Source organism: Streptomyces sp. NBC_00448, from assembly GCF_036014115.1.
Lineage (GTDB): Bacteria > Actinomycetota > Actinomycetes > Streptomycetales > Streptomycetaceae > Actinacidiphila.
The window spans coordinates 6,427,733-6,450,932 of sequence record NZ_CP107913.1 but is presented as its reverse complement, the minus strand read 5'-3'; the positions used below and the strand labels follow the sequence as shown (position 1 = coordinate 6,450,932).

Genomic DNA, 23,200 nt, shown 5'->3' with positions numbered 1-23,200 from the left:
ACGGGAGGACCAGGACGGGAGGAACTGCGCGACCGGGCACCGCGGAACGCGAGGTTCCGCGAGGTCCCGCGAGCCGTGGGCAAGGGCAGGGGCGGACCCGGGAGGGTCGACCCGGAGAATCCGGCCCGCTAGACCGCCGAGATGGGCACCGCGCCCGTGGCCCGGCGCGCGATCTCGCGGTACACCTCGGGATCGGTGACGCACGATCCGAGCCGGACCGTCTTGCGGTCGCCGTGGTAGTCGCTCGAACCCGTCGCCAGCAGGTCGTGTTCCGCGGCGAACGCGCGCAGCCGCGCCCTGGTCGCGTCGTCGTGGTCCACGTGGTCCACTTCGATGCCGTCGAGCCCGGCGGCGGACAACTCGGCGATCACCGCTTCCGGCACGGTCTCGCCGCGCTTGTGCGCCCCCGGGTGCGCGAAGACGGTCACCCCGCCCGCGCCCTTCACCAGCCGCACCGCGTCGAACGGGTCGAGTTCGTGCTTGGGGACGTACCCGCGGCCGTCGTTGGCCAGCCACTGCTCGGTGAACGCGTCCGAGACGCTGTCGACCACGCCCAGCTCGACCATCGCGGTCGCGATGTGCGGACGGCCCACGGAGCCGTCCCCGGCGATCCGGGCGACCTGCTCCCAGGTGATCGGCACGCCCAGCTCGCGCAACTTGGCGACCATGCCCTGCGCCCTCGGCACCCGGTCGTCCCGGACGAGTTCGCGCTCGCGGTACAGCTCCGGCTCGGCCGGGTCGAACAGGTACGCCAGCATGTGCATGCTGATGCCGTCGATCCGGCAGGACAACTCGGCACCGGTCACCAACGTCAGGTCCCCGCGCGCTTCCAGCCCCGCCAGCGCGGCGGTCGCCTCGGCGTAACCGCCGACCGTGTCATGGTCCGTGAGCGCCACCACGTCCAGCCCCGCGGCCGCGGCGTTCCGCACCAACTCGGCCGGCGAGTCGGTGCCGTCGGAAGCCGTGGAGTGGGTGTGCAGGTCTATACGCACGACTCGCTCCGCGGGTGGCTGGGGGTTGGGTGGCCGTCGCCAGGATAACCCGCCCGGGTGGTGCGTTCCGTCGTACGGCTCCCACCGTGCTTGCCCGGGGAACACCCGGGCACATCCAGGGGCGCGGGGTACCTCGCGCGCAACCCACCACCAACAGGTGGTCCCTCAACCGACAGAACACACTCCCCCGGAAGGTCAGGGGCACCGCTACGCGATAAGGCGGGGGGCGAGCGCGCCGCACGGCAGGAGGTCCACCTCGGCGCCGGCGTCCCGCAAATCCGTGAGGACGAGCTCGTCGTACATCAGCAACCCGGTCTGCTCGGGCCAGACGATCGCCCACAGCCAGAGCCCGCGGGCCTCGCCGGCGAAGACCACGCGGTCGTCGGGGACGCCCGCGACGTGCCAGAGGGGTGTGGGGCGCCCGGCCGCGAGGACCTTCGCGTGCGGCGGCATGTCCACGCACATGTTCGGACCGGGGTCGGGCCCGTCGATCCCGGCGAAGCGCGCGCCGAGCCCGACCCCCAACTCCTCTGCCACGAGCATGAGTTCACCGGGACCTCCGAGCGGCCCCGGCCCCGAGCAGGAGACGGCGGTGGCACGGCCGCCGCTGCGGTCGTCACCGGCGGCGGCCACTCCGGAGAAGAGCCAGCCGACCGGCAGCGGCCAGGGCATCCAGACCGGCACCTGGGAGCGGTTCACGACGACGCCGAGCGCTTCGACACTGGGAGGCACCACCGGCTGGAGCGGATACACGGTCCCGTGCACGTCGCACTGCCAGGAATCGGCGAAGAGTCCGGGCGCACGGACCCTGCCACCGCACTTCGGGCAACTGGGTTCGCCCCTCATAGACCCTTACGCTCCTCCTGGCCCCTCCCCACGTCAAGGACGATCACCCGTCCGGACCCGCCGCCGCGCACCCTAGGCGGTCAGGGGCACCGCCGTCCGCAGGGCGTCCCGCAGATCCGTCTCGTGGGCCAGCCAGCGGTCCTGGAGCGCCGCGGCACCGTGCACGCGTTTCCACGCGGCCTCGGCCGGGGTCATCGGCAGGAGCGGGAAGAAGCGGACCGGGTCGAGGGGTTCGGGGAGCGTGAGGTCCGGCACGAGACCGCCGGGTTCGGCGACGAGCACCGCGGAGAAGGGCGCCCCCGGCCACAGCGGCTCGGTGGTGTCGAGGGAGCCGCCGGGCGCGATGACGAGGCCCTCCACCTGAGGGGAGGCGGCGAGCACGGCCAGCGGGCGCAGCACTTTGTCGGTGTCGGCGAGCCCCGCCCGGACGGTGAGCAGCAGCTCTCCGCGCGGCCCGCGCAGCGGGTCCGCCACGGTGGCGAGCGGGTCGGCCATCGGCTGCGCGGACATCCCGAGTGTGGCGTATCGCACCAGGTCACCGGTGGTGTAGCGGAGCACCTCGACCCGGTCGGTGCCGACGAAGGTGACCGCGGCGCGGGCGTCGGGCGCGCCGAGGACATCGGACAGCCGCGCTTCGACGAGCGCCAGGACATCAGCCATACGGCGAGCATAGAACGCGTACAGAACCGGTAAGGCGGCACCGAGGAGGTGCTCGGACTTGCTAAGGTAGGGCGTTCACTCGCGCACCAAGGACATCCCTCAGCGGGGATCGACCGGAGGAGGTGGGGACTGACATGGATCCGAGTCGACCGTGCAGTACCGGCAGCTCTTCCGTATGCCATTTCGCGCGCTGAATTCCCCGCAGTACTCGCACGTCACGCGTTCTCTACCCGGCTGACCGGGTCCAAAACGCGTCACCTCGCGAGTCGCGGTCCACCCCCACCGGATGTGAGGGGGAGGCACAGCTCCCGCGGAGCCCGCGACAGCGGAAGAGCGCCCTGAACTGCCTGCGATCACCACGCCCTGATCCGCATTTCAGTGCGGCGCCATGCCGTCGGCCAGTCCGTGAAGGAGCTTGCCATGTCGATGATCCGCGACCTGCGTGCAGTAGTCCGTCCTGCCCTGCGGCCGACCCTGCGCAGGACCACCACGTCCTACGAGTACGACCCCGTCCCGGAGCCGCGCGCCGCCAGCGCGATCGTGGACTGCGCGGTCTACCGCGACGGCCTGCGCCACGGCGACGTCACGGACCCGCACGAGGCGCTGAAGATGGTGCGCGCCGGGCGGCCCGGGCCGCAGTGCGACGGCAGCGACGGCTTCGTGTGGATCGGGCTGCACGAGCCCACCGAGCAGGAGTTCGCGGGCATCGCCGAGGAGTTCGGCCTGCACCCGCTGGCGGTCGAGGACGCCGTCCACGCCCACCAGCGGCCGAAGTTGGAGCGGTACGACAACTCGCTCTTCGCCGTCTTCAAGACGATCCGCTACGTCGAGCACGCCGAGCTCACCTCCACCAGCGAGGTGGTGGAGAGCGGCGAGGTGATGGTCTTCACCGGACGCTACTTCGTGATCACCGTCCGACATGGTGGGCACGGGTCGCTGCGCGCGCTGCGGCACCGGCTGGAGGACGACCCGGAGCTGCTGGCCAAGGGCCCCTCGGCCGTACTGCACGCGATCGCGGACCAGGTCGTCGACGACTACCTCGCGGTCTCCGAGGCGGTGCAGGACGACATCGACGAGGTGGAGATCGACGTCTTCTCCGCCGACAACGGGAAGACCTCGCGCGGTGGCGACGCCGGGCGGATCTACCAGCTCAAGCGGGAAGTGCTGGAGTTCAAGCGGGCGGTGTCCCCGCTGCTGCGGCCCATGCAGCTGCTCGGCGAGCGGCCGATGCGGCTGATCGACCCGGAGATCCAGAAGTACTTCCGAGACGTGGCCGACCACGTCGCGCGGGTGCACGAGCAGGTCACCGGGTTCGACGACCTGCTCAACTCCATCCTCCAGGCCAACCTCGCGCAGGCCACCGTCGTGCAGAACGAGGACATGCGCAAGATCACCGCGTGGGCGGCCATCCTCGCGGTGCCGACCATGATCACCGGTGTGTACGGCATGAACTTCAAGCACATGCCCGAACTCGGCTGGAAGTACAGCTATCCCGTCGTGCTCGCCGCGACCCTGGCGATCTGTTACGCGATCCACCGGGGCTTCCGCCGCAACGGATGGCTGTAGGGACGCCCCCGGAGTCCCCTCCGGAGTGGTACGGCCGGCCCGCGGCGGGCCCGTACGCTTGTGCGGTGACCACTCCCGAGAGCACCGCCACCCCGCCCCGTGCGGCATCGGCGGCGGACGAGAAAGCGCCCGAGGCCGGGCGTGGAGTGGACCTGACGCTGCTGGGCGTGGCGATCGCGGGTGTGTCCTTCTCGGCCCCCCTGATCGCGGCGACGGCCGCACCCGCGCTGGCCATCGCCTTCTGGCGGAACGCGATGGCCGTGGGGGTGCTCAGCCCGGTGGCGCTGTGGCGGCACCGCGGCGAGCTGCGGCGGATGGGCCGGCGCGCGCTGGGCCTGTCGGCGCTGGCCGGGCTGGTGCTGGCCGCGCACTTCGGGATGTGGCTGCCGAGCCTGAACATGACGTCGGTCGCCACCTCGACCGCCCTGTGCACCACGACGCCGATCTGGACCACCCTGATCCTGCGGCTGCGCGGCCACCGCCCGCCGCGGCTGGTGTGGGGCGGCACCGCGCTCGCGGTCGTGGGCGTGCTGATCCTCACCGGGATCGACCTGTCGACGGACGGCCGGGCGCTGGTCGGCGACGCGCTGGCGCTCGGCGCCGGGCTGGCCGCGGCCGTCTACATGCTGCTCGGCTCGGAGGTGCGGCGGACCGCGACGACCACCGCGTACACCTTCGTCTGCTACACGACCACGGCGGTGGCCCTGCTGTGCGCGTGCCTGGTCTCCGGGTCGGCGCTGGCCGGGTACGACGGGGAGACCTGGCTGAAGATCGCCGCGCTGACGGTGGCGGCGCAGTTGCTGGGCCACTCGCTGCTGAACCGGGTGGTGCGGGGCCTGGGGCCGTCGACCACCTCGACCGCGATCCTGCTGGAGACCCCGGGTGCCGCGCTGATCGCGGGGCTGTGGCTCGGCCAGACCCCGCCGGCGGCCGCGTATCCCGCGCTGCTGGTGATCCTCGGCGGCCTGGCCCTGGTGATCCTCTCCGACCGCCGCCGCTAGTCCGCAAACGGGGCACTAACCTGGGCACATGTCGACGCCGTCCACGCCGCCCGCCTCCCCCGCGCCCTCCGCCGTGCCTTCCGCCGACGAGGAGTTGTCGGCCCTGGTGGAGGAGGCCACGAAGAAGTCCGGGCTGGTCTGGGTCAACGGCCAGGCGGTGTGGCACCTGTGGCTGGACGGGAGCCTGCACCTCGTCGCCGGGCCCGGCGAGCAGCCGGTGCCGGGGCTGGTGGACGGCGGGACCGCGACCGTGACCGTACGCAGCAAGGACAAGGGCGGGCGGCTGGTCACCTGGTCCGCGCGGGTCGAGGTGCTGGCGCCGCACGGCGAGCCGTGGGAGGCCGCCGTCGGCGAGCTGAAGGGCAAGCGGCTCAACGCGGTCGACGCCGAGTCGGTGCCGTCGCGGTGGGCGGCCGAGTGCCAGGTCTTCCGGCTGGCGCCGACCGGGAGCGTGCCGGAGCACCCGGGCGCGATGCCCGACACCTCGGGCGCCGTCGCCCCCGTCGCCACCTCGGCGACCACCCGCTCCCCCGCGCCCGCGGGACTGCCGAAGCTGCTCGCCCGGCGTCGCAGGACCTGACCGCGGACGCGGCGCCCGGGGCGGGGCGAATCGAGGCGGGTGCGCTACTTGCCGACGGTCTTGCCGTAGTCCAGCACCTCGGACTTGGCCGGGGCGGCCAGGGTGAAGTCCTGGCCCCAGTCCGAGAGGGTCAAGGTGCCCGCGCCCCCGACGCGCTCGTAGCGCAGCGGGTAGGGCGTGTCCTTGAGGGAGACGTCCAGCGAGCCGCCCTTGGTGCCGTCGAGCGCGATGGTCCTGGTGGAGCCGACCTTGCGGTGGGCGCCGGTCCTGACCGTGCCGTCCAGCACGAAGAGGTCGGCGAGCAGCGTCTTCTTGTCGGTGAACCCGGAGAACTGCTGGTAGGAGGGGTCGTTCGGCGGCACCTTGACGTACTTGCCGTTGAGCTTCGCGGCGGCGGCCTTGCTGTCCTTGTCGCTGCCGCCGTCACCGTAGAAGTCGGCGCCGGCCTTGAGGTAGAGGGCGTCGTCGACCCGCAGCAGCTGGAAGGTGTCGCCCTTGCTGGTGACCTCGCCGACCCCGCCGTTGGCGCGCAGCCGCATGTCGAGGCGGTAGGTCCGGCCGCCGCTGACCACGGTGCCGGCCAGCCGTACGGCGGCGGCGCTCGCGGCGGCGGACTTCGCCTTCTGCTCGATGGTCCGTGCCGGAAGCTTGCCGACGCCGTTGGTGCCCGCGTCGGGGTCGCCCCCGAAGCCGAGGCAACCGGTGAGCAGACCGCTCGCGCCGAGCGCGGTCAGGGCGGCGGCGACAGTCCTGCGGCCGTGGTGCACGGGTTCTCTTCCTCCAGGGACGGCGGCTGCGGGCGGCCTCGAAGCTACCGCAGGGTTACTCCCGGGGACCATCCCATGGGGCAGGCAAGATCGGCCCGGAGTAGCCTGAGCGGGTGCGGCGGGTGTGGCCCGCAGGCACCGGAGCAGCCCTCCGCGGACCGTAGGAGGCCCCCAACATGGCGGCAGGCGCCCCTCGGGTCTTCGTCTCGCACCTGGCCGGGGTCGCCGTCTTCGATCCGAACGGCGACCAGGTCGGGCGGGTGCGCGACGTGGTCGTCATGCTGCGCGTCGGAGGGCGCCCGCCCCGGGTGCTGGGCCTGGTCGTCGAGGTGGTCAGCCGGCGCCGGATCTTCCTGCCCATGACCCGGGTCACCGGTGTGGAGTCCGGTCAGGTCATCACCACCGGCGTGGTGAACATGCGGCGCTTCGAGCAGCGGCCGACCGAGACGCTGGTGCTGGGCGAGCTGCTCGACCGCAGGGTGCGGCTGGCCACCGACGAGTCGGGCTCCCCCGCCGAGACCCCCACCGCCGTGGCCCGCTCCGCCGCCGACGAGGCCCTGTCCGTCGAGGTCACCGTGCTCGATGTGTCCATGACCCAGCTGCCCTCCCGGCGGGACTGGGAGATCGACAAGGTCTTCGTCCGGCGCGGCAAGAGCGGGGCGCTGCGCCGCCGAGGCGAGGCGCTGACCGTGGACTGGTCGGCGGTGAGCGGCTTCTCGCTCGCCGAGGAGGGCCAGGGCGCGGAGAACCTGGTGGCGACCTTCGAGCAACTGCGCCCGGCCGACCTGGCGAACGTGCTGCACCACCTGTCGCCCAAGCGCCGCGGCGAGGTGGCCGCCGCCCTCGACGACGACCGGCTCGCCGACGTCCTGGAGGAACTGCCGGACGACGACCAGGTGGAGATCCTCAGCAAGCTCAAGGAGGAGCGGGCCGCGGACGTGCTGGAGGCGATGGACCCCGACGACGCCGCCGACCTGCTCGCCGAGCTGCCGACGGACGAGCAGGAACGCCTCCTCACCCTGATGCAGCCCCAGGAGGCCGCGGGCGTACGGCGGCTGCTGTCGTACGAGGAGCGCACCGCGGGCGGGCTGATGACCACCGAGCCGATCGTGCTGCGCCCGGACGCGACCGTGGCCGACGCGCTGGCCCGCATCCGCAACCCCGACCTGTCCCCCGCGCTGGCCGCCCAGGTATACGTGTGCCGGCCCCCGGACGACACCCCGACCGGGAAGTACCTCGGCCTGGTGCACTTCCAGCGCCTGCTGCGCGACCCGCCCTTCACCCTGCTCGGCGCGATCGTGGACACCGACCTGCAGCCGCTGGGCCCGGAGACCGCGCTGCCGTCGGTGACGAGCTTCCTGGCCACGTACAACATGATCTCCGCGCCGGTGGTGGACGAGAGCGGTTCGCTGGTCGGCGCGGTGACCGTGGACGACGTGCTGGACCACCTGCTGCCGGACGACTGGCGGGAGACCGCGCTGTACGGCGCGGAGGGCGGCACGGACAGCGGCACGGACGGGGACGACGACGCGGACGGCCGCGGCACGGACGAGCGCGCGGAGGCACCCGATGGCCGCTGACGAGCGCGAGCGGACCCGCCACCCGGCGGGGGCCACGGCGACCGGACGGCCGCGCAAGAACCGGCTGGACCAGCCGCGCGAACCGCGCCGCAGCCTGCTGCCGTCCTACGACCCGGACGCGTTCGGCAAACTCTCCGAGCGGGTGGCGCGCTTCCTCGGCACCGGGCGGTTCATCGTCTGGATGACGGTGATCATCATCGTCTGGGTGCTGTGGAACGTCTTCGCGCCACGGAACTTCCAGTTCGACCACTACCCGTTCATCTTCCTGACGTTGATGCTGTCGCTGCAGGCGTCCTACGCGGCCCCGCTGATCCTGCTCGCGCAGAACCGGCAGGACGACCGGGACCGGGTCAATCTCGAACAGGACCGCAAGCAGAACGAACGGAACATCGCCGACACCGAGTACCTGACCCGGGAGGTGGCCGCACTGCGGATGGGCCTGGGCGAGGTCGCCACGCGGGACTGGATTCGCTCGGAACTCCAGGACCTGGTCAAGGAGATCGACGAGCAGCGGCACCGTGCCGAGCGGCGCAACGAGCGGCACGGCCAGGACCGGCACGGTGACCAGCGCCGCCCGCGCAGTGACGAAGGCGACGGCCGGGGCCGCTGAAGGGCCGCTCGGGACCGCCGTATCCTCGTGCGTATGGCTACCGCTCTGCACGGTTCTACCCCGACCGGCACCCCCACCGACGACGCTGTACGCGCCGCGCTGGCGACCGTTGACGACCCGGAGATCCACAAGCCGATCACCGAACTCGGCATGGTGAAATCCGTCGACATCGCCGCCGACGGCTCGGTCGCCGTCACCGTCTACCTCACCGTGTCCGGCTGCCCGATGCGGGACGAGATCACCGGCCGGGTCACGGCAGCGGTGCAGGGCGTGGCCGGGGTGACGTCGGTGCGGGTGGCGCTGGACGTGATGAGCGACGAGCAGCGCCGCGAGCTGGCGTCCTCGCTGCGCGGCGGCCAGGCCGAGCGGGAGATCCCCTTCGCCCAGCCCGGCTCGCTGACCCGGGTCTACGCGGTCGCCTCCGGCAAGGGCGGGGTCGGCAAGTCCTCGGTGACGGTGAACCTCGCCGCCGCGATGGCCGCGGACGGGTTGAAGGTCGGCGTGGTCGACGCGGACATCTACGGGCACAGCGTGCCGCGGATGCTCGGCGCGGAGGGCCGTCCCACCCAGGTCGAGAACATGATCATGCCGCCGTCGGCGAACGGTGTGAAGGTCATCTCGATCGGCATGTTCACCCCCGGCAACGCGCCGGTGGTGTGGCGCGGGCCGATGCTGCACCGCGCGCTCCAGCAGTTCCTCGCGGACGTCTACTGGGGCGACCTGGACGTCCTGCTGCTCGACCTGCCGCCCGGCACCGGCGACATCGCGATCTCCGTCGCGCAGCTCGTGCCGAACGCGGAGATCCTCGTGGTGACCACCCCGCAGCAGGCGGCGGCGGAGGTCGCCGAGCGGGCCGGGTCGATCGCCGTGCAGACCCACCAGAAGATCGTCGGCGTCGTGGAGAACATGGCGGGGATGCCGTGCCCGCACTGCGACGAGGTCGTCGAGGTGTTCGGCACGGGTGGGGGCGACCGGGTCGCCGAGGGGCTGTCCCGCACCACCGGCACCACGGTGCCCGTACTCGGGCGCATCCCGATCGACGTGCGGCTGCGCGAGGGCGGCGACGACGGCCGGCCGGTGGCCCTCACGGCGCCGGAGTCCCCCGCGGGGGCGGCGCTGCGGGGCATCGCCGCGAAGCTCTCCGCCCGCGAGCGCGGGTTGGCGGGGATGTCGCTCGGGATCACCCCGCGCAACAAGTTCTGACGGCTCCCCCGGGCTGCCCCTGCCCGCCGGCTGCGGGAACACCTGCAGGTGGTCCCTCAACCGACAGAACGGGCCACCCCGGGGGGTCCGGTCACCCCGCGTACGCGGTGAGGTCGGGGATGGCGGCCAGGGCGAGGCCGTAGGCGGACATGTTGCGGCCGTACGCCCCGAGGTGCACTCCCGCGGCGGAGCCGGCCATCACCCAGCCGTATTCCGACTCGCGGTAGTGGAAGGGGGTGGGGACGCCGTCGACCGGGAGGGTCAGGGACGACCATCCGGGTCCGGTCAGCTCGTCCGCGAGCTCCCACGCCGCCGAGGTCTGCTGGTCGAGCCAGTCCTGCCGCAGCGCGCGGTCCATCCGGGTGGGCCAGGTCGCCGAGAGCAGCCCGGAGCCGGCCAGCCAGGCCGCGGAGGAGACCGAGGTGGCCTCCATCACACCGGTGCCGTCGGCGCTGCGCCGTAGCGGCCGGTGGGCGACGGTGACCACGACCGCGAACTTCTGGCCCTCCGGGTCGGCGGCCTCGGCCTTGAGCGACGGCTCGTCGCCGTGTCCGGTCGCTCCGTGTTCGACGGTCCCGTCCGCGCTGGCGCCGAGCAGACCGAGCCACCGGGGCCCGGTGAATGCCTGGTCCAGCCCGTACCAGGGGAAGTCGGCCAACAGGTAGCCCTCGACCGCCCCCTGTTGCGTGCCGGTCTTCGTCTCCATATGGGTCGCGCCTCCTCGATGACCGCCCTCCTGGGCGACATGCCATCTTGCCCGACCATGGGCGGGTTCGGGGCGCGAAACGGCGTGGGGTGATGCCGAACACACGGACAACGGCCATGCAATCGGGTGAAAACGTGGATTCGGGTTGACGCTCCCCGGATCAGGTCGCGTCGGAGTCGTACGGCGGCGGCTCGTCCGGACCCAGCTTCTTCAACCGGTCGGGGGTGCCGCCGGAGTCCGCGGAGCCGGCCCCGGAAGAAGCCGTCCCCGAAGAGGCTGACGACGAGGACGAGCCGTTGACGCCCGTCCTGACCCCGTTGACCGCGTCGGTTACCTCCGCCATGTCCTTGCGCAGGTCGGTGACGTCGGTGAGGTCCTTGCGCAGGTCAAGGCTCTTGCCGAGGTCCTTCAGCTCGCCGAGGCCGTACTCGTCGTTCTCGCTGTTGATCAGGTTCTTGCGGATGAAGGTCTTCGGGTTGAGGTCCTCGAACTCGAAGTCCTTGAACTCCGGCCCCAGCTCGCGGCGGATGTCCTCCTTGGCGCTGTCGGAGAACTCCCGCACCTTGCGGATGAAGGCCATGGCGTCCTGGATCAGCTTCGGCAGCTTGTCCGGGCCGAAGACAAGCACGGCAAGGACCACGATCGCGACCAGCTCCAGCGGGCCTATGTCGAAGAACACCTTGCAGCTCCTTGAGACGTCCACGGCCGGCGTGGGCAGGGACCGGCGGAATTCACGGTACCTGCCCGAGCAAGCGATACGGGAGTGGCTGTGGCCAACACTATGCTGCCGCCCGGTAAAGACCTGCGCTGACACCGGTCGGTGCCCGACGCCGAACCACCGCTCAGTGCAGCGGGAACGAGCCGTTCGACGCCTGCTGGACCGGCGGTATCAACGGCACGGAGGTGGCCGACGCGACCACGATCCGCTCGCGCCGCTGCTCCTCGCGGTCCGAACTGAGCACGCCGCGCGGGATGGTGCCGCGGGTGTCGGAGACCTGACCGGCGCTGAGCGGGCTGACCGCGGGGCCGTCGTCCGGCCGGGCGCCGCTGTCCATCGCCGCCTCCATCGGCAGCGCGCTGCCGATGGCGATCGCGGCCATCGAGAAGGCGCCGGCCGCGGCGAAGGCGAAGCGCCGACCCCGGGAGGTGCTGTCGTGGACCCGGAAGCCGCGGCCGCGCCCGTCACCGGACGGCACCAGATCGGCGGCCGGGCCGAGGAAGGAGAACTCCTCGCGCCGCGCGCCCCCTGATCGGGCCAGGCCGGAGCCGGAGCGACCGGTGTCGGACCTGCCGGGGTCGGAGAGCACCGAGTCGGGAAGCGTCGGCCGCGAGCCGAAGAAGCCGCCGTCGAACGGGCCGCGACGGTGGCCGACGCTGCCCGCCTCGTCGGCCGACAGACCCTCGGGCCGCGCCGGGCCACCGGGGCCGTCCTGGCCGTCCATGGCCGGCAGGCCCTGCAGCCGCGCCAGCAGACCGGCCGATATGGCCGGCAGCTCCGAGCCGGCGATCACGCTCTTGAGCCGGCGCTGCTCGGCGGCGGCGGCCTTGCACTGCGTACATGTCGCGAGATGGGCCAGCACCCGGTCCCGGCTGTCGTCCGTCAGCTCGCCGTCGACGAAGGCGGAAAGTCGGTCACCGAGGTGCTGCTCGGCGGGTGCAGGACGTTGGGGACGGTGCTGCTCGCCTGAACCGCTGCTGCTCACGCTCTCCCGCCCTCCAGGGGTTTGGACCCGGTGGCAGCGAACGCGGGCGCCGGGCGCGCTCCGGGCGCCCGGTGCTCCAGAGCCTTGCGCAGGTGCGAGCGGCCGCGGTGGATGCGGCTTCGCACGGTGCCGAGTTTCACCCCGAGGGTCGCGGCGATCTCTTCGTACGACAGCCCCTCGATGTCGCAGAGCACCACGGCGGCCCGGAACTCCGGCGCGAGGGTGTCCAGCGCCTGCTGGACGTCCGCGTCGAAGTGGGTGTCGCTGAAGTGCTGCGCGGGGGACGGCTCGCGGCTGGGCAGCCGCTCCGCCGCGTCGTCGCCGAGAGCGTCGAAACGAATGCGCTGCCGGCGCCGCACCATGTCCAGGAAGAGGTTCGTGGTGATGCGGTGCAGCCAGCCCTCGAAAGTGCCGGGCGTGTAGGTGGACAGGGAGCGGAAGACCCGCACGAAGACCTCCTGGGTGAGGTCTTCCGCGTCGTGCTGGTTCCCGGTCAGGCGGTAGGCCAGCCGGTACACCCGGGCACTGTGCGTGCTGACGATCTCCTCCCAGGAAGGAGGCGTCCACGTCTGGCCGTCTCCGTCGGTAGCGAACGTCGCGGTCGCGGAGTCGGTCCTGGGTGAACGGTCATCAGCTGTGTCGGTCACGGATTTCGGCTGTCCGGCGGACTTTCGGAAGCGGTCGAGCATTCCTCGGTCACCGGCCGCAGCCGCACCTCCCCTGTCGGCTCTGGTGGTCTCCAGTAGAGCCCCTACCATATCCACCTCGCCCGTTAGCTCCGGATAAGTGCGCTGTTGCCAAAGCGGAGAGGGGGCTGCCGCTCCATCCCCGCGGGGGGCCGTTGCCACCCGTCCTCTCTAACGCCCGGTCCCATCAGCAGGTTCCCGGCGGCAACGGATACAGTCGCCCGGGCGGCGCAATTGCAAGGAGAACACCGGACAAGGGGAGCGGCCATTACCGGCAACCGGCAGGCGAGCTGGGCGTTCGCGGACGCCTTCGTCGCCGAGGACGACGCCTTGATACGCGCCCGCGCCCGCTCGCGTACGGAGGGGCTGCGCGCGGTCTCCCCCGGCACCGGCGCGGCCCTGCGACTGCTCGCCGGGGCCTGCGACGCGAAGTCCGTGGTCGAGATCGGCACCGGCACCGGCGTCTCCGGCATCCACCTGCTGCGCGGCATGCGGCCCGACGGGGTGCTGACCACCGTGGACTCCGAACCCGACCGCCAGCAGCTCGCCCGCGAGGCGTACCGCGAGGCCGGGGTCGCCGCCAACCGGGCCCGCTTCATCTGCGGCCGCGCCCTCGACGTGCTGCCCCGCCTCACCGACGGCGGATACGACCTGGTCTTCTGCGACGCCGACCGGCTGGAGTGCCTGGACTACCTCGACGAGTCGCTGCGGCTGCTGCGCCCCGGCGGCGTGCTCTGCTTCGAGGGCGCCTTCGCCCAGGGCCGCGCGCTGGACGCCGCCCACCAGGACGCCGAGTCCCTGCACTTGCGCGACCTGATGCGGGCGGTCCGGGACAGCCCGCGGCTGGCCCCGGTCCTGCTGCCCACGGACGACGGCCTCCTCTGCGCCATCCGCCGCGCATGAGCACGGCCACGTACGTGGGACGTACGTGGCCGTGACGATTCGGGACCGCTGGTCTCAGACGATGGCCTTCTTCAGCGCATCGCCCAGGGCGTCCGCCTCGTCCGGGGTCAGCTCTACTACCAGCCGCCCGCCGCCCTCCAGCGGAACGCGCATGATGATGCTCCGCCCCTCCTTGGTCACCTCGAGCGGGCCGTCACCCGTCCGCGGCTTCATGGCCGCCATGCTCGTTCCCCTTCCTGAAACCAGCTCGGACTCGAACACATTGGTTCTCGGCCATTATCCCGCATCAGTCGACCTGATGACCAATAGCCGAAGCACTCCGTTGTACATTCCGATCCCCCAAACCCGGCTATTTCGCCGGGTCGGGCCGCTTCCGGGCCCGGCGCGGTTTGATGTACGTCACATGTCGGACCGTCACCGGGTCCGGCATCCTGGCCAGGACACTTGCCGCGACGAAGGGGTTCTGGCATGGGCGAGAGCGTGCTGTACGAGGTCGAGGACGGCTTGGCGACGGTCACCCTGAACCGACCGGAGGCCATGAACGCGCTCGACACGGATACGAAGAACGCGTTGCGCGAGGCGCTGCGGACCGCGGGCTCCGACGACGCGGTGCGCGCCGTGCTGCTCACCGCGACGGGCCGGGCGTTCTGCGTCGGACAGGACCTCAAGGAGCACATCGGCATCCTGGAGTCGGGCGGCGGCCTGGCGACGGTCGCCGAGCACTACAACCCGATCGTCACCGCCCTGGCCACCATGCCCAAGCCGGTGGTCGCCGCGGTCAACGGGGTGGCGGCCGGGGCGGGCGCGGGGTTCGCGTTCGCCGCGGACTACCGGCTCGCCGCGGACACGGCGTCCTTCACCACCGCGTTCGCCGGGGTGGCGCTGTCCACGGACTCAGGGATGTCGTGGACGCTGCCGCGGCTGGTCGGCCAGGCGCGGGCCGCGGAGTTGCTGCTGTTCCCGCGGCCGGTGCCGGCGCAGGAGGCGCTGGCGCTCGGCCTGGTGCACCAGGTGCTTCCGGCGGCGGAGCTGGCGCAGGCCGCGGTCGCGGTGGCCCGGCGGCTCGCCGACGGCCCGACCGTCGCGTACGCCGCGATGAAGGAGGCGCTGGCGTACGGGGCGTCGCACACGCTGGAGGAGTCGCTCGCCCACGAGGACACGCTCCAGGCGCGGGCGGGGGCGTCGGCGGACCACCGTGAGGCGGTCTCGGCGTTCGTCGAGAAGCGGAAGCCGAGGTTCGAGGGGCGCTGATCCGAGGGGCGCCGCGTGGCCGGAGCGGCGGCCGGGTCAGCGGGCCGTACAGTCCGCCAGGTGGTCGTTGACCAGGCCGCACGCCTGCATCAGGGCGTGCGCGGTGGTCGGGCCCACGAAGCGGAAGCCGCGTTTCTTCAGGTCCTTGGAGAGCGCGGTGGACTCGGGGGTGGTGGCCGCGACGTCGGAGAGGGTGCGCGGAGCGGGGCGGCTCGCGGGGTCCGGGGCGAAGGACCAGACGAGGGCGTCCAGGCCGCCGTCGTAGCTGTCGCGGACCTCGCGGGCGGCGGCGGCGTTGGAGATCGCGGCGTCGACCTTGGCGCGGTTGCGGATGATCCCGGGGTCGGCGAGCAGCCGGGTCCGGTCCTCGTCGGTGAACGCGGCGACCTTGTCGATGGCGAAGTGCCGGAAGGCGGCGCGGAAGGTCTCGCGGCGGCGCAGGATGGTGATCCACGACAGCCCGGACTGGAAGGCCTCCAGGCAGATCCGCTCGAAGAGGGCGTCGTCGCCGTGCACCGGCTTGCCCCACTCCTCGTCGTGGTACGCCAGGTAGTCGGGGGTGGACAGGCCCCAGGGGCAGCGGAGCAGGCCGTCGGGGCCGGGGATGGCGGTGCCGTCACTCACCCGTGCCGCCCGGGAGGCCGTCGGGGCCGGCCACGGGCCGGTCGGGGCGGGCGGCGGGCTCTGCGTAGCCGCTGCCGGGCCCGCCACCGTATCCGTGGCCGTATCCCTGCCCGTTGCCGCCGCCGCTCCCGTACGGGGCGCCGGGGGCGATCTGGGGGGACGTGCCCGGCACGGCGGGGGTGTCGTAGCGGTGCGCGCCGGCGGGGGCGCCGGCGAGGTGGGCCTCCAGCTCGGCGATGCGGGCGTCGCGTTCGGCCAGCTCCGCGCCGAGCCGCTCCAGCACCTCGTCCACGTCGAGCATGCGGTAGCCGCGCAGGCCCACCGGCAGCCGGACCGCGTCCACGTCGGCGCGGACCAGCGGGCGGTCGGGGGGCAGCCGGTCCTCGAGCCGGTCGGGCTGGGAGTCCTTGAGCGCGCCGCCGTCGCCGAGTACGGCCAGCGCCACCGCGGCGACCACCGCGACGAGCGCGATGAGCATGAACCAGAACACGTCGATACTCCCGGGGTACGGCCCAGGGACCTGCCGTCCGGATCGGCGGGTCCTCCATGTCAGGCACGATCGTGCCACGATCGCATGAGTCTGAGATGAGGAGTGACCGTGGGACTTCGGCTGGGCAGCCGGGAATTCGGTGAGCGGGAGCCGGTGATCATGGCGATCGTGAACCGGACGCCCGACTCGTTCTACGACCAGGGCGCCACCTTCACCGACGAGCCGGCGCTCGAACGGGTCGCGCAGGTGATCGCCGAGGGTGCCGCGATCGTGGACATCGGCGGGGTCAAGGCGGGGCCGGGCGAGGAGGTGTCGGCGGACGAGGAGATCCGGCGCACCGTCCGGTTCGTCGCGGAGGTGCGGCGCCGCCACCCCGACGTGGTGATCAGCGTGGACACCTGGCGGCACGAGGTGGCGCGGGCCGTCTGCGAGGAGGGCGCCGACCTGCTCAACGACGCGTGGGGCGGGGTCGATCCCGAACTGGCGGAGGTGGCCGCGCGGTACGGGGTGGGGCTGGTGTGCACCCACGCGGGCGGGGTGCGGCCGCGGACCCGGCCGCACCGGATCGGCTACGACGACGTGATGGCCGACATCCTCCGGGTCACCGTCGGGCTCGCCGAGCGCGCCGAGAAGCTGGGGGTGCGGCGCGACGGCATCCTCATCGACCCCGGGCACGACTTCGGCAAGAACACCCGGCACTCGCTGGAGGCGACCCGGCGGCTGCCCGAGATGACGGCCACCGGGTGGCCCGTGCTGGTCTCCCTGTCCAACAAGGACTTCGTCGGGGAGACGCTGGACCGGCCGGTCAAGGAGCGGCTGATCGGGACGCTCGCGACCACCGCGGTGTCGGCGTGGCTGGGGGCGCAGGTGTACCGGGTCCACGAAGTGCAGGAGACCCGGCAGGTCCTGGAGATGGTCGCGGCGATCTCCGGTGCGAGCGAGCCCCGGGTGGCCCGGAGGGGGCTCGCCTGACCCTCTGGGGTGGGTCAGGGGCGCCCTGCCTACGCGCTTTCCTTCGTAACCCTTTCGACCGCGTCGTCGACGTCGTCGGTGACGTGGAAGAGTTCGAGGTCGGCGGGGGACGCCTTGCCCTCGGCGACGAGGGTCTGGCGGACCCAGGAGACGAGCCCGCCCCAGTACTCGGTGCCGAAGAGGACGATCGGGAAGCGGGTGACCTTCTTGGTCTGGACGAGCGTGAGCGCTTCGAAGAGCTCGTCGAGGGTGCCGAAGCCGCCGGGCAGGACCACGAACCCGCGGGCGTACTTGACGAACATGGTCTTGCGGACGAAGAAGTAGCGGAAGTTGACGCCGATGTCGACGTAGGGGTTGAGCCCCTGCTCGAAGGGCAGCTCGATGCCGAGACCGACGGAGACCCCGCCGGCCTCGAGCGCGCCCTTGTTGGCCGCTTCCATGGCACCGGGCCCGCCGCCGGTGATGACCGCGAAGCCGGCCTCCGCGAGGGCGCGGCCGATCCGGACCGCGGCGTCGTACTCGCGGGAGTCGACCGGGGTGCGGGCGGAGCCGAACACGCTGACCGCCGAGCCGAGTTCGGCGAGCGCGCCGAAGCCCTCCACGAACTCGGACTGGATACGCAGCACCCGCCACGGGTCGCTGTGCACCCAGTCGGTGGCGCCGCGGCTGTCCAGCAGACGCTGGTCGGTGGTGCCGGAGAGCACCTGTCCACGTCGGCGGATCACCGGCCCGGTGTGCCGTTCCGGCCAGCCCTTGCCCTCCGGGCGGCCCTCGGCGGCGGCGTTGGCCGCGGCTGCTGCGTCCTGCCGGTCACCGGCGTTCCCACCCGCGTCGTCGGAGTCGGTTGCGTCTGTTGTCATACCCGCAGCGTACGCATCAGGGTGCCGTCGACGGGGCCAAAGGCACCGCTCGCGGCGCTTCCAGCCGCCCGCTGAGCCAGGTCAGGGCGCCGGGGAACATCCGGCTCCAGGTCTTCCAGTTGTGCCCGCCCGCGGTCAGCTGGACGGTGCTGACGGTGCCGGGCGGCCGTACCGCGTCGGCGATCGCGTCGGCGAACTTCGGCGGGCTCTCCCGGTCCTGGAGGCTGGACTCGACCAGGATGTGGGCCGCCGGGCGGCCGTTGCGGGCCAGCCACAGCGGGTTGCGCACCCCGTGGGCCGGGTCGTCGGGTGCGAGCGCGGCCGCGGCGGCGAACCGGTCCGGGTAGTCCAGGGCGAGCCGGGCCGCGCAGTAGCCGCCGGTGGATATGCCCATCACCGCCCAGCCGGCGGGGCCGGGCAGGGTACGGAAGTTGGCCGCGACGGTGGTCGGCACGTCGTCGGTGAGCCAGGTGGCGACCTTGCTCTTGCCCGGCACGTCCGCACAGCCGGTGTCCACCCGGTCCGGCGTGATCGTGGGCAGCACCAGGATCGCGGGTTCGGCCCGGCCCGCCGCGATCTCGCCGGCCATGATCCGGCCGATCCGCATGCCGCGCAGGAAGCTGTGCGGCGTGCCGGGTATGCCGTGCAGCACCTCGATCACCGGGAAGCGGGTGTGGGCGTACTCCTTCGCGGCGTACTGCGGCGGCAGCCAGACGATCACCTCGCCCTTGGTGCCGGAGTGCCAGCCGCGCACCGTGGCGCGGCGGAATCCCGCGGAGTACGAGCCGAACACCACGTGGTAGTCGGGCACGGCGGGCGTCACGGCCGGGTGGGCGGCGGAGGCGGTGCCGCCACCGCCGCTGTTGGCGTCGCCGAGCAGGTCGGCCCAGGAGGCGTAGAAGCCGTACTGGTTGTTCACCAGGACCATCATCAGGCAGATCGCGGTGGCCTGGCAGAGCAGGATCATGCCCACCCGGGCCACGGTGCGCACCGCGCGGGGGCCGCGCACCTTCGCCCACAGCAGGAGCGCGGCCACCACCGCGCCGACCGCCGCGATCAGGAGCACCACGGCGAACCACGTGCTGGTCAGCCCCATGACCGTGTCCTCTCCCCCCGAACTTCGCCCGGATCGGGCGTATCCGATCACACCATGGCGGATGGGAGGATGCGCGCGCACCCCAGTTCGGTTGCTCGGACCGCCCGGACTATGGGGTGAGCCACTCCCGCAGCTTGCGCTCGGCCTCCTGGACGGCGGCGATCCGGACGTTCTCCTCGCGGGTGTGGGCGAGGGTGGGGTCGCCCGGGCCGTAGTTCACCGCGGGCACGCCGAGCGCGGAGAAGCGGGCCACGTCCGTCCACGCCTCCTTCGCCGCCGGCGGGGTGCCGATCGCCGCGACGAACGCCGCCGCGGCCGGCTGCGACAGGCCGGGCAGCGCGCCCGGGGCGCTGTCGGTGAGCACCACCTCGAAGCCGTCGAAGACCTCGCGCACCCGGTCCAGCGCCTCGGCCTCGCTCTGGTCAGGGGAGAAGCGGTAGTTGACGGTGACCGCGCAGGTGTCCGGGATCACGTTCCCGGCGTGGCCGCCCTCGATCAGCACCGCGTTGAGGCCCTCCGGGTAGACCAGGCCGTCGATCTCCACCCGGCGCGGCTCGTACGCCGCCAGCCGGGCCAGGATCGGCGCGGCCTTGTGGATGGCGTTCTCGCCCAGCCAGCTGCGGGCGGAGTGCGCGCGGCGGCCGGTGGTCTGCACCCGCACCCGCAGCGTGCCCTGGCAGCCGCCGTCCACCCGGCCGTCGGTCGGCTCCATCAGCACCGCGAAGTCCCCGGCGAGCCACTCCGGATGGCGCTCGGCGAGGCGCTTGAGCCCGTTGAACTCGGCGGCGATCTCCTCGGCGTCGTAGAAGACGAAGGTGAGGTCGCGGTTGGGCTCCCGCAGTCCGGCGGCGAGTTTGAGCTGGACCGCCACGCCCGCCTTCATGTCCGAGGTGCCGCAGCCCCACAGCACTCCGTCGGAGTCCAGCCGCGACGGCAGGTTGTCGGCGATCGGGACGGTGTCCAAGTGGCCCGCCAGCACGACCCGTTCCGTACGGCCGAGCTCGGTCCTGGCCACCACCGCGTTTCCGTCCCGGTCCACCCGCAGATGCGGTTGCGCCGCCAGCGCCGCCGCCACCAGGTCGGCCAGCTCTCCCTCCGCCCGGCTCACCGATTCCACGTCCACGAGCTGAGCTGTCAACCCGGCGACGTCCTGCTCCAAGTCCAACACGGTTCCCATCCCGCCAGCGTAGGCGGTGCCCGCGGGTGCGACGGGAGGAGCCGCACACGAGCAGGGGCGCGGAAAACGGCGGCAAGCCCCCACCGGCAGGCGGGTCCCTGAATCGACATGACGGGGCAACCCGGCGGGTCGGGGCGCTCACATTCGGTAGGGTTCGGCCGTGCCCGAGTCGCCGTCCCCAGCGAGCAAAGAAGAGAAGCGCGGCCGCGGCTGCGGCCTGCGGTTCGCCGCCGGTTTCATCGTGTTGCTGGCCCTCGCGGGCTACCTCGCGTACCGCTTCGAGAACCACGAGAACCCGGCGGCCGCCGGCTGCACCGTGAAGACCGACGGCAACGACCTGACCCTCGACCAGGACCAGGCCGCGAACGCCGCGACGATCGCGGCCGTGTCGATCTCGCGCGGCCTGCCCGAGCGCGCGCTGACGATAGCGCTCGCCACGGCGATGCAGGAGTCTCGGCTGGTGAACCTCGACACCGGGGACCGCGACTCGGTCGGCCTCTTCCAGCAGCGCCCCTCGCAGGGGTGGGGCACCGCCAAACAGATCCAGGACCCGGTGTACGCGTCGAACGCGTTCTTCGACAGCCTGGTGAAGATCCCGAACTACACCCGGCTGCCGGTGACCGTGGCCGCGCAGCGGGTGCAGCGCAGCGGCTACCCGGAGGCGTACGCGCAGCACGAGACGGACGCCACGATGGTGGCCGCCGCGCTGACCGGGCAGAACGAGGCGGCGCTGAGCTGCACCACCGGCGCGAACACCGCGTACAGCGCCGGCGGGAGGCTGGGCGACACCGAGAAGGTGACGGCCCTGCTGAAGCGGGAGTTCGGCAGCCAGGTGCGGCCGCGGGACGACAGCGACCCGCGCACCGTGGCGGTGCCGTCGGCGCCGCCCGGCGGTTCCACGACCGGCGCCGGCAAGCAGCGCGGCTGGGCGCTGGCGCAGTGGGCGGTGGCGCACGCGCACGACCTGAAGGTGGAGCAGGTGAGCTTCGGGGACATGCGCTGGCAGGCGAAGAAGTCCGGCAAGGGGTGGCAGAAGACGTCGGACCGGTCCGGAACCAAGGGCGCTTCCGCGCCGGCCGCGGACACGCTCGTACGGATCACCGTCGCGCGGTAGTCCCGGGGCAAGCACGGTGGGAGCCGCACTTGCACAGGGGCGCGGGGAACCGCGCGCAGCCCACCACCGACAGGTGGTCCCTCAACCGACGGAACCCACCACCTCGGAGGGTCAGCCGAGCCGATCCACCGCGGCGGCCACCCGCTCATCCGTCGCGGTGAAGGCGATGCGGACGAAGTTCTGCCCGGTGGGGCCGTAGAACTCGCCGGGGGCGACGAGGATGCCCTGCTTGGACAGGTCCCCGACGGTCTGCCAGCAGTCCTCGTCGCGGGTGGCCCACAGGTAGAGGCTGGCCTCGCTGTGCTCGACCCGGAACCCGGCGGCCTCGAAGGCGGTGCGCAGCGCGGCCCGGCGCCGGGCGTAGCGCGCCTTCTGGTCGACCGCGTGCTCGCGGTCGCCCAGGGCCGCGACCATCGCCGCCTGTACCGGCTGCGGCACGATCATCCCGGCGTGCTTGCGCACCGCGAGGAGTTCGGCGACGGCCGCGGGGTCGCCGGCGAGGAAAGCGCCCCGGTACCCGGCGAAGTTGGACCGCTTGGACAGGGAGTGGACGGCGAGCAGGCCGTCGTGGGTGTCGCCGCACACGTCGGGGTGCAGGACCGAGACCGGCTCGGTGCCCTCCCAACCGAGTTCGATGTAGCACTCGTCGGAGACGACGAGGATGCCGTGCTCGCGGGCCCAGGTCACGATCCGGCGCAGTTCGGCGGCGGACAGCACCCGACCGGTCGGGTTGGAGGGGCTGTTGAGCCAGAGCAGCCGGGTGCGGGCAGGGTCGAGATCGGTGACCGGGTCGTCGTAGCCGGCCGCTTCGGCCCGGGCGATGAGCGCCCCGATCTCGTAGGTCGGGTAGGCGAGCGCCGGGTAGCCGACCTGGTCGCCCTCGCGCAGGTCGAGCAAGGTGGGCAGCCAGCCGACGAGTTCCTTGGAGCCGATCAGCGGCAGGATGTGCGCCGGGTCCGCGCCGCTGACGCCGTGCCACGTGCGCAGGTAGTGCGCGGCGGCCTCGCGCAGCGCGGCCGTGCCGTAGGTGAGCGGGTAGCCGGGGCTGTCCGCGGCGGCGGTCAGTGCCTGCCGGATCACCTCGGGGACGGGGTCCACCGGGGTGCCCACGGACAGGTCGACCACGCCGTCGGGGTGCGCGGCCGCCGTGGCCTTGTACGGCTCCAGGCGGTCCCACGGGAAGACCGGGAGGCGGGCGGAGATGCTCAACGTGCTCACTCTCGCAGGGTGGTTCGTGCGGGCGGCGCAGAACACCGGGCCCCTTGACGACCTGGTGCACGATGGGCGGCGGGCTCGCGCCGCCCTGCGACTCCGTCTGCGGCGTTGCCGAAGTGTCCTCAGGAAACCACCCTGAGGACACTTCGGCGCCTTGCATCCGAAGCCCCATGACGCCGCTCGCTGATCCACCGTCCATCGTGCACCAGGCCGTGCCGGCAGCGGTGCGCTGCCGTACGGGGCCCGGCGGTGTCAGCCCCGGGGGGTTGTCACCGGGTCACTGGTTCTGCGGGGGAAGTGCCGCGATGAAGGGGTGGTCGCGCTCGATCAGACCCAGCTTCGAGGCGCCACCGGGCGAGCCGAGTTCGTCGAAGAACTCCACGTTCGCCTTGTAGTAGTCCTTCCACTCCTCCGGGGTGTCGTCCTCGTAGAAGATCGCCTCCACCGGGCAGACCGGCTCACACGCGCCGCAGTCGACACACTCGTCCGGATGGATGTACAAGGACCGGGAGCCCTCGTAAATGCAGTCGACCGGGCACTCTTCGATGCACGCCTTGTCCTTGACGTCGACACAAGGCTGCGCGATGACGTAGGTCAC

At 72.4% G+C, this 23,200-nt stretch carries 26 protein-coding genes; 10 read left to right on the top strand and 16 right to left on the bottom strand.

Going from position 1 to position 23,200, the window contains the following annotated elements; all coding sequences use genetic code 11:
• Window positions 1-128 precede the first annotated feature (128 nt).
• From OG370_RS27805 to OG370_RS27795, 3 genes are all read right to left on the bottom strand, one after another.
• The gene (locus OG370_RS27805) at window positions 129-992 is read right to left on the bottom strand and encodes a PHP domain-containing protein (protein WP_328468922.1); all 864 of its coding nucleotides are present in this window, start codon (window positions 990-992) and stop codon (window positions 129-131) included.
• Window positions 993-1,199: 207 nt separating this feature from the next.
• Window positions 1,200-1,838 carry a DUF6758 family protein gene (locus OG370_RS27800; protein WP_328468920.1) on the bottom strand — a complete coding sequence of 213 codons (639 nt, stop codon included), beginning with the start codon at window positions 1,836-1,838 and terminating at the stop codon, window positions 1,200-1,202.
• Window positions 1,839-1,910: 72 nt separating this feature from the next.
• Window positions 1,911-2,498 (bottom strand): suppressor of fused domain protein, encoded by a 588-nt coding sequence (locus OG370_RS27795; protein WP_328468918.1) that lies wholly within the window; start codon window positions 2,496-2,498, stop codon window positions 1,911-1,913.
• A gap of 420 nt (window positions 2,499-2,918) precedes the next feature.
• On the opposite strand from OG370_RS27795, the gene OG370_RS27790 reads away from it, so the two are divergent.
• The 3 genes from OG370_RS27790 to OG370_RS27780 all read left to right on the top strand — a co-directional run bounded on the left by OG370_RS27790 (window position 2,919) and on the right by OG370_RS27780 (window position 5,645).
• Complete coding sequence (locus tag OG370_RS27790; RefSeq protein ID WP_328468917.1) at window positions 2,919-4,064, top strand: magnesium and cobalt transport protein CorA; 1,146 nt, start codon at window positions 2,919-2,921, stop codon at window positions 4,062-4,064.
• Between the two features lie 65 nt (window positions 4,065-4,129).
• The gene (locus tag OG370_RS27785) at window positions 4,130-5,065 is read left to right on the top strand and encodes a DMT family transporter (protein ID WP_328468914.1); all 936 of its coding nucleotides are present in this window, start codon (window positions 4,130-4,132) and stop codon (window positions 5,063-5,065) included.
• A 28-nt stretch (window positions 5,066-5,093) separates the two neighbouring features.
• Window positions 5,094-5,645: a hypothetical protein gene (locus OG370_RS27780; protein WP_328468912.1), complete on the top strand. Its 552-nt coding sequence runs from the start codon at window positions 5,094-5,096 to the stop codon at window positions 5,643-5,645.
• Window positions 5,646-5,689: 44 nt separating this feature from the next.
• On the opposite strand, the gene OG370_RS27775 is transcribed toward OG370_RS27780, so the two are convergent.
• Window positions 5,690-6,484, bottom strand: coding sequence for a hypothetical protein (locus tag OG370_RS27775; protein WP_443060756.1), 795 nt, complete (start codon window positions 6,482-6,484; stop codon window positions 5,690-5,692).
• A 104-nt stretch (window positions 6,485-6,588) separates the two neighbouring features.
• Here OG370_RS27775 and OG370_RS27770 point away from each other — a divergent pair, with 104 nt between their 5' ends.
• Genes OG370_RS27770 through OG370_RS27760 form a run of 3 tightly spaced genes read left to right on the top strand, consistent with a single transcriptional unit; the run spans window position 6,589 to window position 9,805 of the window.
• Window positions 6,589-7,992 (top strand): magnesium transporter MgtE N-terminal domain-containing protein, encoded by a 1,404-nt coding sequence (locus OG370_RS27770; protein ID WP_328468908.1) that lies wholly within the window; start codon window positions 6,589-6,591, stop codon window positions 7,990-7,992.
• A complete protein-coding gene (locus OG370_RS27765) occupies window positions 7,982-8,602 on the top strand; it encodes a DUF1003 domain-containing protein (protein WP_328468906.1) in 621 nt (206 codons plus the stop codon). The genes OG370_RS27770 and OG370_RS27765 overlap by 11 nt, the downstream gene beginning before the upstream one ends.
• Window positions 8,603-8,635: 33 nt before the next feature.
• Window positions 8,636-9,805, top strand: coding sequence for an Mrp/NBP35 family ATP-binding protein (locus OG370_RS27760; protein ID WP_328468904.1), 1,170 nt, complete (start codon window positions 8,636-8,638; stop codon window positions 9,803-9,805).
• A gap of 91 nt (window positions 9,806-9,896) precedes the next feature.
• On the opposite strand, the gene OG370_RS27755 is transcribed toward OG370_RS27760, so the two are convergent.
• The 4 genes from OG370_RS27755 to sigE all read right to left on the bottom strand — a co-directional run bounded on the left by OG370_RS27755 (window position 9,897) and on the right by sigE (window position 12,972).
• Entirely contained in the window at window positions 9,897-10,511 is a 615-nt protein-coding gene (locus tag OG370_RS27755; protein WP_328468902.1) for a hypothetical protein, read from the bottom strand.
• A gap of 160 nt (window positions 10,512-10,671) precedes the next feature.
• Window positions 10,672-11,190: a sec-independent translocase gene (locus tag OG370_RS27750; protein ID WP_328468900.1), complete on the bottom strand. Its 519-nt coding sequence runs from the start codon at window positions 11,188-11,190 to the stop codon at window positions 10,672-10,674.
• Window positions 11,191-11,353: 163 nt separating this feature from the next.
• Window positions 11,354-12,214, bottom strand: a complete 861-nt coding sequence (locus OG370_RS27745) for an anti-sigma factor family protein (protein ID WP_328468899.1) — start codon at window positions 12,212-12,214, stop codon at window positions 11,354-11,356.
• On the bottom strand, window positions 12,211-12,972 hold the full coding sequence (gene sigE, locus OG370_RS27740; RefSeq protein ID WP_328468898.1) for an RNA polymerase sigma factor SigE: 762 nt from the start codon (window positions 12,970-12,972) through the stop codon (window positions 12,211-12,213). Before sigE ends, OG370_RS27745 begins: the two co-directional genes overlap by 4 nt.
• A 162-nt stretch (window positions 12,973-13,134) precedes the next feature.
• Between sigE and OG370_RS27735 the strand changes: the two genes are divergently transcribed.
• Window positions 13,135-13,803, top strand: coding sequence for an O-methyltransferase (locus OG370_RS27735; RefSeq protein ID WP_328468897.1), 669 nt, complete (start codon window positions 13,135-13,137; stop codon window positions 13,801-13,803).
• A gap of 54 nt (window positions 13,804-13,857) precedes the next feature.
• On the opposite strand, the gene OG370_RS27730 is transcribed toward OG370_RS27735, so the two are convergent.
• Window positions 13,858-14,025 carry a DUF3117 domain-containing protein gene (locus OG370_RS27730; protein WP_073493047.1) on the bottom strand — a complete coding sequence of 56 codons (168 nt, stop codon included), beginning with the start codon at window positions 14,023-14,025 and terminating at the stop codon, window positions 13,858-13,860.
• 246 nt (window positions 14,026-14,271) lie between these two features.
• On the opposite strand from OG370_RS27730, the gene OG370_RS27725 reads away from it, so the two are divergent.
• Window positions 14,272-15,054, top strand: coding sequence for an enoyl-CoA hydratase-related protein (locus OG370_RS27725; protein WP_328468894.1), 783 nt, complete (start codon window positions 14,272-14,274; stop codon window positions 15,052-15,054).
• Window positions 15,055-15,090: 36 nt separating this feature from the next.
• On the opposite strand, the gene OG370_RS27720 is transcribed toward OG370_RS27725, so the two are convergent.
• The gene (locus tag OG370_RS27720) at window positions 15,091-15,678 is read right to left on the bottom strand and encodes a DNA-3-methyladenine glycosylase I (RefSeq protein ID WP_328468892.1); all 588 of its coding nucleotides are present in this window, start codon (window positions 15,676-15,678) and stop codon (window positions 15,091-15,093) included.
• Window positions 15,671-16,168 (bottom strand): DivIVA domain-containing protein, encoded by a 498-nt coding sequence (locus OG370_RS27715; protein WP_328468890.1) that lies wholly within the window; start codon window positions 16,166-16,168, stop codon window positions 15,671-15,673. The genes OG370_RS27720 and OG370_RS27715 overlap by 8 nt, the downstream gene beginning before the upstream one ends.
• 159 nt (window positions 16,169-16,327) lie before the next feature.
• Between OG370_RS27715 and folP the strand changes: the two genes are divergently transcribed.
• Window positions 16,328-17,140, top strand: coding sequence for a dihydropteroate synthase (gene folP, locus OG370_RS27710; protein ID WP_328474464.1), 813 nt, complete (start codon window positions 16,328-16,330; stop codon window positions 17,138-17,140).
• Between the two features lie 29 nt (window positions 17,141-17,169).
• Here folP and OG370_RS27705 read toward each other — a convergent pair whose 3' ends face one another.
• The 3 genes from OG370_RS27705 to dapE form a co-directional block, all read right to left on the bottom strand.
• A complete protein-coding gene (locus OG370_RS27705) occupies window positions 17,170-18,000 on the bottom strand; it encodes a TIGR00730 family Rossman fold protein (RefSeq protein ID WP_328468888.1) in 831 nt (276 codons plus the stop codon).
• Window positions 18,001-18,016: 16 nt separating this feature from the next.
• Window positions 18,017-19,096 carry an alpha/beta hydrolase gene (locus OG370_RS27700; protein WP_328468886.1) on the bottom strand — a complete coding sequence of 360 codons (1,080 nt, stop codon included), beginning with the start codon at window positions 19,094-19,096 and terminating at the stop codon, window positions 18,017-18,019.
• A gap of 109 nt (window positions 19,097-19,205) precedes the next feature.
• Window positions 19,206-20,273, bottom strand: a complete 1,068-nt coding sequence (dapE, locus tag OG370_RS27695) for a succinyl-diaminopimelate desuccinylase (RefSeq protein WP_328468884.1) — start codon at window positions 20,271-20,273, stop codon at window positions 19,206-19,208.
• A 160-nt stretch (window positions 20,274-20,433) separates the two neighbouring features.
• On the opposite strand from dapE, the gene OG370_RS27690 reads away from it, so the two are divergent.
• Window positions 20,434-21,387, top strand: coding sequence for a heavy metal transporter (locus tag OG370_RS27690; protein WP_328468882.1), 954 nt, complete (start codon window positions 20,434-20,436; stop codon window positions 21,385-21,387).
• Between the two features lie 111 nt (window positions 21,388-21,498).
• Here the strand turns inward: OG370_RS27690 and dapC are convergent, their stop codons facing one another.
• Together dapC and fdxA are read right to left on the bottom strand one after the other, a co-directional pair.
• Window positions 21,499-22,605 carry a succinyldiaminopimelate transaminase gene (dapC, locus tag OG370_RS27685; RefSeq protein WP_328468880.1) on the bottom strand — a complete coding sequence of 369 codons (1,107 nt, stop codon included), beginning with the start codon at window positions 22,603-22,605 and terminating at the stop codon, window positions 21,499-21,501.
• Between the two features lie 274 nt (window positions 22,606-22,879).
• Window positions 22,880-23,200, bottom strand: a complete 321-nt coding sequence (gene fdxA, locus OG370_RS27680; RefSeq protein WP_018089397.1) for a ferredoxin — start codon at window positions 23,198-23,200, stop codon at window positions 22,880-22,882.